Genomic DNA, 12,492 nt, shown 5'->3' on the forward strand with positions numbered 1-12,492 from the left:
GGTTCACCTCACGGGGATGTTTTGGGTGCGCAGATAGTCCTTCACCTGGGGTACCGTCAGCTCCCCGAAGTGGAACAGGGAAGCGGCCAGTGCGGCGTCACAGTTGGTTTGTTCAAAGACCTCCGCAAAATGGGCCAGGGACCCGCAGCCGCCGGAGGCGATCACCGGGATGGACACCGCCTCGGTGACCGCCTTGGTCATGGCCAAATCAAAGCCCGCCTTGGTGCCGTCGGCGTCCATGGAGGTGAGCAGAATTTCCCCCGCCCCCAGGGCCTCCGCCTGTTTGACCCACTGGATGAGGTCCATGCCGGTGGGTTTTCTTCCGCCCGCCACGACAACCTCCCAGGTGCCGTCGCCTCTGGCCCGGGCGTCGGCGGCCAGCACCACACACTGGGAGCCGAACCGCTCCGCCGCCTCAGAGATCAGCTCCGGCCGGGCCACGGCGGCGGAGTTCACCGAAATTTTGTCCGCCCCCGCCCGTAGCAGCCGCTGAAAGTCCTCCACGGTGCGGATGCCGCCCCCCACCGTCAGAGGGACGAACACCTGGGCGGCGGTGCGCTCCACCACGTCGGCCACGGTGTCCCGGGCATCGCTGGTGGCGGTGATATCCAGGAATACGATCTCGTCGGCCCCCTGGTCGGAATAATATTTGGCCAGCTCCACCGGGTCTCCGGCGTCCCGGATGTTGACAAAGTTGACCCCCTTCACCACCCGGCCGTCCCGCACGTCCAGGCAGGGGATGATCCGTTTGGCTAACACTGCTCGCCCGCCTCCTTTACCGCCGCCGGCAGGTCCACCGTCCCGGCATAATAGGCCTTGCCGATGATGGCCCCGTACAGGCCCATGGCGTTCAGTTTGGACAGATCCTCGTTGGAAGACACCCCGCCGGAGGCGGTGATCTGACAGCTTACCGCCTTCTGGAGTTCCGCCAGCCGGTCAAAGGAGGGGCCGGACAGCATGCCGTCGGTGGCGATGTCGGTAAAGATGATGGTGCGGACCCCCAGGCCCTCCATGGACCTGGAGAAGTCCAGGTAGTTGAGCCCCGAGGACTGCTCCCACCCGGCGGTTTTCACGATGCCGTCCATGGCGTCGATGCCCACGGCCACCCGCTCGCCGTACTGTTCCACCGCCTCTTTTACGAACTCCGGGTGACTGACGGCGGCGGAGCCGATGACGCACCGCCACACGCCCAGAGAAAATACTTCCTCCAGGTCGGCCATGGAGCGGATGCCGCCCCCCAGCTCCACCTTCAGGCCGGACTGCTCCGCCACCGCCTGCACGATAGACCCGTTCTGCCGGGCGCCGCTGCGGGCCCCGTCCAGGTCTACCATATGGACATACCGGGCCCCGGCATTATAAAAATCCCTGGCCACCGCCAGGGGGTCGGCGGCCACCTGATGGGCGGTGGCAAAGTCCCCCTTGTACAGGCGTACCGCCTGACCGTTCTTCAAATCTATGGCCGGAAACAGGATCATGTGTTCAGCCCTCCGAAATTCCGTAAAATCTGCAGCCCCACCTCGCCGCTCTTCTCCGGGTGGAACTGGCAGCCGTACACGTTGCCCCGCTGCACCGCCGCCGTCACCGGCACGCCGTAGTCGGTCCGGGCGATGACGGTGGCCGGGTCGTCCGCCACGGCACAGAAAGAGTGGACAAAGTAGACGTAGCTGCCCTCCTCCACCCCGGCCAGCAGCGGGGAGGGATTGGGGAAACTCAGGCTGTTCCAGCCGATGTGGGGCAGCTTCAGGCCGGTCTCGATCCTCCGCACCCGGCCGGGTACCAGCCCCAGACCGGCGCACTCCCGCACTTCCTCTCCCCGGTCCAGCAGCAGCTGCATCCCCAGGCAGATGCCCAGGATGGGTTTCTTCTCCGCCTGGGCGGTCAGCACCCTGTCCAGGCCGGTCTGGCGCAGCTTATCCGCCGCGTCGGGGAAGGCCCCCACGCCGGGCAGGATGATGGCGTCGGCCTGCTCCAGCTCCCTGGTGTCGCTGGTGATCCGGGTGCTCAGGCCCAGGTAGTCCATGGCGTTGGTGACGCTTTTCAGGTTGCCCACGCCGTAATCCACAATGGCGGTATAGCCCATGCGCTCTCTCCTTCCGCCTTATACCCTGTGGTAAAAGACGATAATATCCTCATATCTGCCGTCCTTCAGGCGAAATCCGCCTGGAATGGTTCCCACCCGCTGGAAACCCAGGGACTGGTACAGGGCGATTGCTCCCAGATTGCTGGCCACCACAGCGTTGAACTGGAGCAGCCGGAAGCCCAGCGCTCCGCAGGCCGCCAGACTGTCCTCCACCAGGGCCCGGCCCACGCCCCGGCCCCGGCAGTCCCGGCTCACGCCGTAGCTGGCGTTGGCAATGTGGCTGCAGCGGCCCACATTGTTGGGGTACAAAATATATAGCCCCACTACCTTCCCGTCCAGCTCAGCCACGGCGGTGCGGCTCTGGCCGGCAAAAAAGGCCGCCGCCTCTACCCCGTCCAGGGTCTCCTCCTGGGGGTACGCCACGCCGTCCTCCACAATCTGGTTCCAGATCTCCGCCAGGGCGGGCAGGTCCTCCGCCCTGTAGGGGCGCACCCGCAGCTCTCCCGCCATCACAGCACCCCCTTGGTGGAGGTGACCCCGGCGCCGGTGACCTGGACGGCCTCCCGTACCGCCACCCCCAGGGCCTTGAACAGGGCCTCGGTGATGTGGTGGGCGTTTTTGCCGTACAGACATTTCATATGTAAGGTCAGGCCGCTGTTTACCGCGAAGGCCCGCATAAACTCCTCGGTAAGGCAGGCGTCATAGGCGCCGATCATGGGCTGGGGCATGTCGGCGTCAAACACCAGGAAAGGCCGGTTGGAGAAGTCCAGGGCGGCAAAGCACAGGGCCTCGTCCATGGGGATGTAGGCGGAGGCAAACCGGCGGATCCCCTTCCGGCCCCCCAAAGCCCGGCTCATAGCCTGGCCCAGCACGATGCCCGTATCCTCCACCGTGTGGTGGCCGTCCACCTCCAGGTCGCCTTTGACGGCCAGTTCCAGCCCCAGGCCGCCGTAAAAGGCAAAGGCGGTAAGCATGTGGTCGAAAAACCCGATGCCGGTGTGGATCTCCACCGGCCCGCCCTCCAGGCAGAGGTTCACACTGATTTGGGTCTCCTTCGTCTTGCGCTCTATGGAATAGGCCCGCACTGGGGCATCCGATTGATACACGGGAATGTCCATCAAATTTCCTCCTTGACCAGCCCATCCGATTCAAACCGCACCTGGATGGAATTGGCGTGGGCGGTGAGCTTTTCGCTCTGGGCCAGGGTGATGATCTGGTCCTTGATGGGGGCCAGACTGGCCTGATCATACTGGATGATGCTCATGGTTTTGAGGAAACTGTCCACGCTGAGGGGGGAGAAGAACCGGGCGGTGCCGCTGGTGGGCAGCACGTGGTCGGGCCCGGCCAGGTAATCCCCCAGAGGCTCCGGGGACCAGGCCCCCAAAAACACCGCCCCGGCGTTTTTGATAGCGGGCAGCAGAGCCCTGGGATCCTCGGTGACAATTTCCAGGTGCTCCGGCGCCACCTCGTTGGCCAGAGCGGCGCAGTCGGCCAGGCTCTCGCACACGATGGCGCAGCCGAAGTCCCGGAGGGAGCACTCCATAATCTCCGAGCGGCTGAGATAGCCGGTCTGGCGGATGATCTCAGCGTCCACCGCCTGAGCCAGCTCCATGGAATCGGTGAGCAGCACGGCGGAGGCCAGCTTGTCGTGCTCGGCCTGGCTCAGCAGGTCGGCGGCCACGAACTTGGGGTTGGCCTTGCCGTCGGCGATCACCAGCACCTCAGAGGGACCGGCCACCATATCGATGTCCAGCTTGCCGTAGGCCTGCCGCTTGGCGGCGGCCACGTAGGCGTTGCCGGGGCCCACCAGCTTATCCACCCGGGGGATGAAGCCCGCCCCGTAGGTGAGGGCGGCCACCGCCTGGGCGCCGCCCACGGCGATCACCCGGTCCACCCCGGCGATTTTGGCGGCGGCCAGCACCGCGTCGTTGAGGTTTTCAGTGGGGGGCGTCACCATGACGATCTCCTCCACCCCCGCCACCTTGGCGGGCACCGCGTTCATCAGCACGCTGCTGGGGTAGGCGGCGGTGCCGCCGGGGACGTAGATGCCCACCCGGGTCAGGCCCCGGACCACCCGGCCCACGATCCCTCCGTCGGGGGAGGTCCACTCCATGGTGCGGCTCAGCAGCTTTTCGTTATAATCCCGGATATTGGCCGCCGCCCGCTCCAGGGCGGCGATCAATTCCTTGGGGCAGCGGCCATAGGCCGCGTCCAGCTCAGCCGGGGTAAGCTCCCGGGGCTCGGCCTTGTCGAAGCGGAGGGAGTAGTCCCGCACCGCCTCAAACCCCTTTTCCCTGACGGTCTCCATGATCTCCGCCGCGGCGGCGTCGATGGCCTGGTTGGCCTGGGCGGCCCGGGCCCTCATGGCGGCCAGCACCGCCTCCTCGGCGGAGCCGTCGGCCTTTACAATCTGTATCATTTCCGCTTCTCCAATTCTCCCTCGCAGCGGGCGATAAAATCTGCGATCTGATCCTTATACAGCTTCATGCTGGCGGTATTGACAATGAGCCGGGCGGACACCGGGGCCACGTCCTCAATGGGCACCAGGCCGTTGGCCTTCAGAGTGGCCCCCGTCTCCACAATGTCCACAATGGCGTCGGTGAGGTTCAGGATGGGGGCCAGCTCCACGCTGCCCTCGATCTTGATGATGTCCACATCCATACCCTTCTGGGCAAAGAAGGCCCGGGTCACCTCCGGGTACTTGGAGGCCACCCGCCGGGTCTTGTAGGTACCAAAGAAGTCGCTGCCCTGCTTGACGGCCAGGGCGAAGCGGCACCTGCCGAAGCCCAGGTCCAGCACCTCATAGAAGGACCCGCCCTTTTCCAGAATGGTGTCCTTGCCCACGATGCCCAGATCGCATACCCCGTGCTCCACGTAGGTGATCACGTCGGGGGCCTTGGCCAGCACCGCGTCCAGGGGGTAGTTGGGCAGGCTGTGGACCAGCCGGCGGCCCGGGTCCTTGATGGGGGAGCAGTCCAGACCCGCCCCCTCGAAGAGCTCCACGCTCTTGTCCAGCAGGCGGCCCTTGGTGATGGCGATTTTCAGACGCTCGCTCATACCCGCACCATCCTTTCTCCGTCCTTGTCAAAGACCAGCACAGCCTCCGCCCCCTTGTCCCGGGCCAGGTTCAGGCTGGACTCCAGGGTGCGGCAGGGGGAGAGCTCGCTGGTGCCGGCGGGGCGGCCGTCCACCGCCTCCAGGGCCTGAGCCAGATAGCCCGGCTCGTAGTGGACCACCACCCGCAGCACCGGCGGGGCGATCTCCGGCAGGGTGCGGGCCACCGCGTCCACATCCACGGCGAAGCCGGTGGCCTGGGCCTCCCGGCCGAACACCCCCACCAGATTGTCGTACCGGCCGCCGGAGAGGACGGCGTCTCCCGCCCCCTCCACATAGCCCCGGAACACCACGCCGGTGTAGTAGTCGATCTGATGGACCATGCCCAGGTCAAAGCGGACATAGGCCCCGTAGCCCGCGGCGGACAGCTCGTCGTACACCTCGGAGAGATAGTCCACCGCCGGGGTCTTGCCCGCCAGCTTCTCCGCCTGGGCCAGCACCTCCACCCCACCGAACAGGCGGCTGAGCCGCTCCAGGGCGGCGCAGGCCGGGTTGCCCCGGTGGGGCTCCAGAAAGGCGTTGAGGGCGGCGAAGTTCTTCCCCTCGATGAGGGCCCGCATCTCCTCCACCGCCTCCTCCCCCAGCTCCAGCCGGCCGGCCAGCTCCCGGAAATACCCGGCGTGGCCCAGCTCCACATGGAACCTGGCGGCCCCGCAGGAGCGCAGGGCGTCGATGGCGGTGACGATGATCTCCACGTCCGCCTTCTTCCCGCCGGCCCCGATGAGCTCCACCCCGCACTGGGGGAGCTCCCGGCTGCCGCCGTTGTGGGCGGGGTTGGAACGGTACACTGTCTGGTCGTAGTACAGCCGCTGGGGCAGCGCCACCGCCTTCAGCTTGGTGGCCGCCACCCGGGCGATGGGTGTGGTGGAGTCGGGCCGCATGACGCAGATCTTGCCGCTGGGGTCCCACACCTTGATCATCCGCTCCTGCGGGATGGCGCTGCCCGACAGGGCAAACAGATCATAAAATTCGGTGTCCGGGGTGGACACCTCCAAAAAACCCCGCTGCCGGAACAGGCGGGTCAGACGGGCCTGCACCTGGCGGCGCTCCTGGCACTCGGCAAACAGCCGGTCCCGGGTGCCCTCCGGGGTGTTAATCATGACGCTCATGGGAGTTCCCCCTTCTACTTTCGCACTTTACCACGCTACTATACTATAACATCCAACCATTGTCAAGTGGAAATACAGGCGAAGAACCCCCGGGCCAGAAGGTCCGGGGGTTCTGACAGGCGGCAAACCAATCAGGCCGCCAGGTCGCCGGTCAGCAGGCGCTGGAACAGGACCGCAGCCTCTCCCCGGGTGAGGACGCCCTGGCTGTCCAGTTCGCCGCCCAGCGCGCTGTCCTCCCCCAGCAGGCGGTCCAGCACGACGGCCAGCTGCTCCCAGGTCACCAACCCATCGGGCTCAAACCGGGCGCTCCCCGTTCCCTTCACAATGCCGGTCTGGGCAGCCCACTGGACCGCCTGGGCATACCAGACGCCATCCGCCACGTCGGTGAAGGACACAGGCGCTCCCTCCGGCTCCGGCTGGCCCATCAGCCGCCAGAGGATGGTAACCATCTGGGCCCGGGTCATGGTGCCGTCGGGCCGGAAGCTGCCCGCCCCGTCACCCCGGAACAGGCCGACGGCAGTGCAGAACAGAGCCGCGTCCGAGGACCAGTGGCCCTCCAGGTCGGCCATCTGCGGCAGATCATACACCTGGCCATTCAGGTAGTCCTGGAGCCTCTGGGCCAGGGCAGACACCGCACCCGCCTGGAAGATATCCGACAGCCCGGCCTCACGCACCGCCTCCCGGTAGCCCAGGCCGGTGCCCATGGCCACCAGGCTCAGGTAGGTATCCGCCGCCCCGTCAAAATCGGTCTGAGCATCCAGAAACAGCTCCAGGGCGGAGAGGGCGGAGGTGGCATAGCTGATATAGTACATGGGAGACTCGAAGGTGTGGCTGATCAGCACCCAGTTGTAGTCGGAGTTGTCCCCGAACATTCCAACGATATCGTACTCCTCCAGCAGCTCCTCCATCAAGGCGTTGAGCTCCTCCGCCGTCCAGTCCCCGCCGGCGTACAGGGCCGCCTGGAACTCATCCATCAGGCAGCCGTTTGCCACATTGGTCAGGAGCTGGTACAGCACCCGCACCCGGTAGGCGTCTCCGGCCTGGGGGAACATCTGATCGGCAAAGTTCAGGCTGAGCAGCTCCAGACCCTGGGAGTCAATCTCGGCCACGTCAATGCACTCAAAGCCGCCCCCCACCGCATCGGACAGACACATTTCGGCGTAGTGGCCGAACTCGTGGAGCAGGCTCTCCACATCGTAGTAACTGCCGGAGGGACAGTTGAACATCACCGCCGAACGGTAGGCGGGCAGGTCCGTGGTAAAGCCCACGTCCATCTTGGTGTCCAGGGGACCGATATCCGCCAGGTTGTTCTCCCGCATATACCGGAACAGCTCGGCGTATTCGCTGGAGACCTCCTCCACACAGGGCTCCACCAGCTCCAGCGTCTCCTCCTGAGTCAGGTCGGCCACATAATCGCTCAGCTGGTCGTCAAACAGCTCCTCCCGGTTCTGGACTACGAGCGGGATCTGGTTCAGCAGGGGGGCGATCTCCTCCTTCACCTGGGCATAGAGCTGCTGGGCATCCTCCAGGCTGTAGTCCCGGTAATATACGTTCTCATAGGCGTAGGAGGCATAATTGTCATATCCCTTGCTGCGGGCGTATTCGTTGCGCACCTCCACCATCTCCAGCAAAATGGAAACGGCGGCGGCATTGCGGGCCTGGTCCAGCAGGCGCTGCACCTGACCGGCCTCCTCCGGGGTCAGGCTCTCGTCCTGATCCAGCTCCGCCTGGGTCCAGCTCCGGTCCTGCCAGGTCACCTCATATTCAGCGCCCACGGCGGTCCAGTAGTCGTTGATCAGCTCCTGGTCCCGGCTCATCAGCTCCTGCTGCCGCTGGTCGTCCGGGGTCAGCTGGGCCAGCAGCTCCTCCGCCTCCATTCCCACGGCCTGAGCCAGCGCCTGTCCGTACTGGGACTGGAGCAGCTCCCGCTGGGCCAGGATATAGGCGTTCTGGGCCTCTACCATCAGCTGGCCCCAGGCCACATAGTCCTGGGCAACGGCGGTCACGTCCCGGTAATAGGCCACCGTACACACGGCATACCGGGTCTGCAGGTCCTCCCATTCTGTCTCGACCTGCTCCATCAGCTCCAGTACCCGGGCCTCGTTGTTTGACTGGGCGCAGGCCGCTTTCAGGTCCTCCAGCAGGCCATAGAGTTCCCCGGCGTCCGCCGGGCCCCAGGTCAGGGTGTTGAAGTCCACGTCTTCCGGCCAGGCGTCAAAAAAGTCGGTCTCCCGGGCCAGGGCGGTGGTGCTCAGCAGCGTGCACAGCAGCGCCGCCGCTGTCAGCAGCGACAAAAGGCGTTTTTTCATACAAACCTCTCTTTCTTTCCTCAGAACATGTCAAACAGGGTGATCTGGCTGGTGTCCGGCATACCGTCCAGGGCCCCCACCGCCTTGAGCTGCTCGATGTGGGTCTTGGACACCTTGGGGCAGGCGGCGGAAAACTCTTCAATGGAGATAAAGTGCTTGCCCTCCCGCTGCTCCATGATGGACCAGGCGGCGGTCTCCCCCAGGCCGGGGATGGAGGTAAAGGGGGGCAGCAGGGTGCCCTTCTCCATGTCGGGCAGGAAGTTCACCGCATGGGAACGGTACAGGTCCATGGCCTCAAAGGTAAAGCCCCGGAGGTAGAACTCGTACACCACCTCCAGGGTGACCAGCATGTCCTCCTCCACCGGGGTGGGCTTCTCCTTGCTCTCGATCTCCTGCATCTTGGCCTTGCACACGTCCATACCCATACACATGCAGGTGGCGTCGAAGGCCTTGGCCCGGATGGAGAAAAAGGCGGCGTAGAAGGCCAGGGGCCGGTGGACCTTGAACCAGGCGATGCGGAAGGCCATCATGACGTAGGCCACGGCGTGGGCCTTGGGGAAGAGGTACTTGATCTTCTTGCAGGAGCCGATGTACCAGTCGGGCACGCCGGCGGCCTTCATCTCCTCCTCTGCCCCGTCGGGCAGACCCTTTCCCTTTCGCACCGCCTCCATGATCTTGAAGGAGCGCTTTTCCGGCATGCCGCGGGAGATGAGGAAGATCATGATGTCGTCCCGGCAGCCGATGGCCTGGCCGACGGGGATACCCTGCTCCACCACCAGGTCCCGGGCGTTGCCCAGCCACACGTCGGTACCGTGGGAGAAGCCGGACAGCCGCAGCAGGATGTCAAACTCATGGGGCTGGGTGTCCATCAGCATCCCCCGGGTGAACTTGGTGTTGAACTCGGGGATGGCCACCGCCCCGGTGGGGCCCAGGATGGGGTCATTCTCAAAGCCCAGCACCTTGGAGGAGGTGAAGATGCTCATGGTGTCTTTGTCGTCCAGTGGGATCTTCTGGGGGTCCACCCCTGTCAGGTCCTGGAGCATCCGGATCATGGTGGGGTCGTCGTGGCCCAGCATGTCCAGCTTCAGCAGGTTGGACTCCATGGAGTGGTACTCAAAGTGGGTGGTGATAATGTCGCTGTTGGGGTCGTCGGCGGGATGCTGCACCGGGCAGAAGTCATAGATCTCCCGGTTCTGGGGGATGACCACCATGCCGCCGGGGTGCTGGCCGGTGGTGCGCTTCACCCCGCTGCACCCCAGGGACAGGCGGTTCTCCTCCGCCCGGGTGCCGTTGATGCCGTGGTCGTCCAGATAGTGCTTAACGTAGCCGAAGGCGATCTTGTCCTTCACGGTGCCGATGGTGCCCGCCCGGAACACGTGGGTCTGGCCAAACAGCTCAAAGGTGTACCGGTGGGCGTTGGACTGGTACTCGCCGGAAAAATTCAGGTCGATATCGGGCACCTTGTCGCCTCCGAAGCCCAGGAAGGTCTCAAAGGGGATGTTGAAGCCGTCCTTTTCGTAGGGGGTGCCGCAGACGGGGCACACCCCGTCGGGCATGTCGGCCCCGCAGCCGATACCCAGCTCCTTGGCCGTCTCGAAGTCGGAGTGCTTGCACTTGGGGCAGCGGTAGTGGGGGGGCAGGGAGTTGACTTCCGTGATGCCCGACATGAAGGCCACCAGGGAGGAGCCTACCGAGCCACGGGAACCCACCAGGTAGCCGTGGTCCAGGGAGTCCTGCACCAGCTTCTGGGCCGACATGTAGATCACGTCGTATTTACATTTGATGATGTCCCCCAGTTCGGCGTTGATCCGGTCCACCACGATCTGGGGAGGCTCCTCGCCGTAGAGGGCGTGGGCCTTGTCCCACACCAGCCTGGTCAGCTCCTCGGCGGAGTTTTCAATCTTGGGGGCGAACAGGCCCTGGGGCAGAGGCACTACCTCCTCGCACCAGTCGGCCACCAGGTTGGTGTTGCGCACCACCACCTCGTAGGCCTTCTCCTCCCCCAGGTAGGCAAATTCGTCCAGCATCTCCTGGGTGGTCTTAAAGTAGAGGGGCAGGGGGGAGTCGGCGTCCTCAAAGCCCTTGGAGGCCAGCAGGATATGGCGGTAGATCTCGTCCTCCGGGTCCAGGAAGTGGACGTCCCCGGTGGCGCACACCGGCTTGTCCAGGGCCTCCCCCAGGGCCACCACCGTGCGATTGAAGTCCCGCAGCTCCTCCTCGCTGCGCACCATCCCCTTGCGGAGCATGAAGGCGTTGTTGCACAGGGGCTGGATCTCCAGAAAGTCGTACCAGGAGGCGATGCGCTTGAGCTCCTGAAAGTCCTTGCGCTTGATAACGGCCTGGAACAGCTCCCCCGCCTCGCAGGCCGAGCCGATGATCAGGCCCTCCCGGTGCTGGTTGATGAGGCTCTTGGGCATGATGGGATACCGCTTGAAGTGGTCCAGGTAGGAGGCGGAGATCAGCTTGTACAGGTTGCGCAGGCCCAGCTGATTCTTGGCCAGCACAATGAGGTGTTTGGGGTGCCGCTTGGCCTTGCCCCCGGAGCGGAGCCTGGCCATGGCGGGGTTGATTTGCTGGAGGGTATGTACCCCCTTGTCCCGCAGCATGTCGAAGAAGGGTATGAGCATATAGCCCACCGTGGCCGCGTCGTCATAGGCCCGGTGGTGGTTGAAGGCGGGCAGGTTCAGGTGCTCCGCCACGATATTCAGCTTGTATTTGCCCAGGTCGGGCAGCAGGTTCTGGGCCAGGATCAGGCTGTCAATGGAGGTCTTGTCAAAGGGGATGCCCAGCCGGCGGCACCCGGCGGCCAGAAAGCCCATGTCGAACTCAGCGTTGTGGGCGGCCAGGGGCCGGTCCCCCACAAAGTCCAGAAAAGCCCGGATGGCCTTTTCCTGGGAGGGGGCCCCCTCCAGCATCTGGTCGGTGATGCCGGTGAGCTCGGTGATCTCCCGAGTCAGGGGCCTGCCCGGATCCACAAAGGTGGAGAACTGCTCGGCCACCTCCCCGTTCCGCAGCACCACCGCCCCGATCTCGATGATGACCTCCCGGCGGTTATCCAGGCCGGTGGTCTCCAGGTCGAAGCAGACGATCTCCCCCTCCAGGGGCTGGTCCTGCTCCCCGTGGACGGCCACCCGGTCGTCCACGTCGTTGATGAAATAGGCCTCCACCCCGTAGAGGAGCTTGATCTGCTTGGCGGAGTGCCAGGCGTTGGGGAAGGAGTGGGCCACCCCGTGGTCGGTGATGGCGATGGCCCGGTGGCCCCACCGCTCCGCCCGCTTCACCACGTTCTTGTCGCTGCCGATGGGGGAGTCCATCTTGGACCCCACGGCGGTGAGGGCGTCCATGGCGGACATATTGGTATGCAGATGGAGCTCCACCCGCTTCTCCGGCGCGCCGTCCACCCGCTGCTCCCGCTCGGTCTCCATGATGGCGTAGGGCTCCAGCACCATGTCGCCGGTGAAGCGGTCGATGTTCAGCTTGCCTTGGATAAGCAGCCGCTGGCCCTTCTTTACCCCGTCCACAATGCCCTTGCCCTCGTCCCCGGGGAAGAACTTGTTGATGCGCACCGACCCGGTGTAGTCGGTGACATCGAAGGACACCACCCAGGCCCCCCGCTTTTTCAGCTCCCGGTGGTCGATGGCGAACACGTCCCCCTCCACGATCACCGTGCCCATGTCCAGCTCCAGCTGACGCATGGGGGTGGCCATGCGCTTGATCTCGTGCTTGCCGAAGAGCAGCTTGCCGCGGCTCTTGGGGCTCCCTTTCCCCCCCTTTTTCTCTGAGGGCTTGGGAGATTTGAGCCCCGCCAGGGCTTTGCGGCGGATCTCCTCAGTGCGGCGGAAGGCGGCGGCCGCCTGGTCCTCCACCGGAGGGGGGGCGG

The 12,492-nt window shown here is 64.9% G+C and carries 10 protein-coding genes; all 10 read right to left on the reverse strand.

The features are described 5' to 3' along the window. Nucleotides 1-3 precede the first annotated feature (3 nt). Nucleotides 4-759 carry an imidazole glycerol phosphate synthase subunit HisF gene (gene hisF / locus B5F88_RS09240; protein ID WP_087344767.1) on the reverse strand — a complete coding sequence of 252 codons (756 nt, stop codon included), beginning with the start codon at nucleotides 757-759 and terminating at the stop codon, nucleotides 4-6. After that, a complete protein-coding gene (hisA, locus tag B5F88_RS09245; RefSeq protein WP_087344770.1) occupies nucleotides 753-1,475 on the reverse strand; it encodes a 1-(5-phosphoribosyl)-5-[(5-phosphoribosylamino)methylideneamino]imidazole-4-carboxamide isomerase in 723 nt (240 codons plus the stop codon). Before hisA ends, hisF begins: the two co-directional genes overlap by 7 nt. Then, complete coding sequence (hisH, locus tag B5F88_RS09250) at nucleotides 1,472-2,080, reverse strand: imidazole glycerol phosphate synthase subunit HisH (protein WP_087344773.1); 609 nt, start codon at nucleotides 2,078-2,080, stop codon at nucleotides 1,472-1,474. Before hisH ends, hisA begins: the two co-directional genes overlap by 4 nt. 18 nt (nucleotides 2,081-2,098) lie before the next feature. After that, nucleotides 2,099-2,590 (reverse strand): GNAT family N-acetyltransferase, encoded by a 492-nt coding sequence (locus B5F88_RS09255; RefSeq protein ID WP_087344777.1) that lies wholly within the window; start codon nucleotides 2,588-2,590, stop codon nucleotides 2,099-2,101. Continuing rightward, the gene (gene hisB, locus B5F88_RS09260) at nucleotides 2,590-3,198 is read right to left on the reverse strand and encodes an imidazoleglycerol-phosphate dehydratase HisB (RefSeq protein WP_087344781.1); all 609 of its coding nucleotides are present in this window, start codon (nucleotides 3,196-3,198) and stop codon (nucleotides 2,590-2,592) included. The genes B5F88_RS09255 and hisB overlap by 1 nt, the downstream gene beginning before the upstream one ends. Beyond that, entirely contained in the window at nucleotides 3,198-4,499 is a 1,302-nt protein-coding gene (gene hisD / locus B5F88_RS09265; protein WP_087344783.1) for a histidinol dehydrogenase, read from the reverse strand. Before hisD ends, hisB begins: the two co-directional genes overlap by 1 nt. After that, nucleotides 4,496-5,137 carry an ATP phosphoribosyltransferase gene (hisG, locus tag B5F88_RS09270; protein ID WP_087344786.1) on the reverse strand — a complete coding sequence of 214 codons (642 nt, stop codon included), beginning with the start codon at nucleotides 5,135-5,137 and terminating at the stop codon, nucleotides 4,496-4,498. The genes hisD and hisG overlap by 4 nt, the downstream gene beginning before the upstream one ends. Beyond that, complete coding sequence (gene hisZ / locus B5F88_RS09275; RefSeq protein WP_087344789.1) at nucleotides 5,134-6,303, reverse strand: ATP phosphoribosyltransferase regulatory subunit; 1,170 nt, start codon at nucleotides 6,301-6,303, stop codon at nucleotides 5,134-5,136. The genes hisG and hisZ overlap by 4 nt, the downstream gene beginning before the upstream one ends. A 131-nt stretch (nucleotides 6,304-6,434) precedes the next feature. After that, nucleotides 6,435-8,612, reverse strand: coding sequence for an S-layer homology domain-containing protein (locus tag B5F88_RS09280; RefSeq protein ID WP_087344792.1), 2,178 nt, complete (start codon nucleotides 8,610-8,612; stop codon nucleotides 6,435-6,437). Nucleotides 8,613-8,632: 20 nt separating this feature from the next. After that, nucleotides 8,633-12,492: PolC-type DNA polymerase III (locus tag B5F88_RS09285; protein WP_087344801.1), on the reverse strand; the 3,860-nt coding region annotated here is incomplete at its 5' end.

The organism is Flavonifractor sp. An306, assembly GCF_002159455.1.
Lineage (GTDB): Bacteria > Bacillota > Clostridia > Oscillospirales > Oscillospiraceae > Flavonifractor.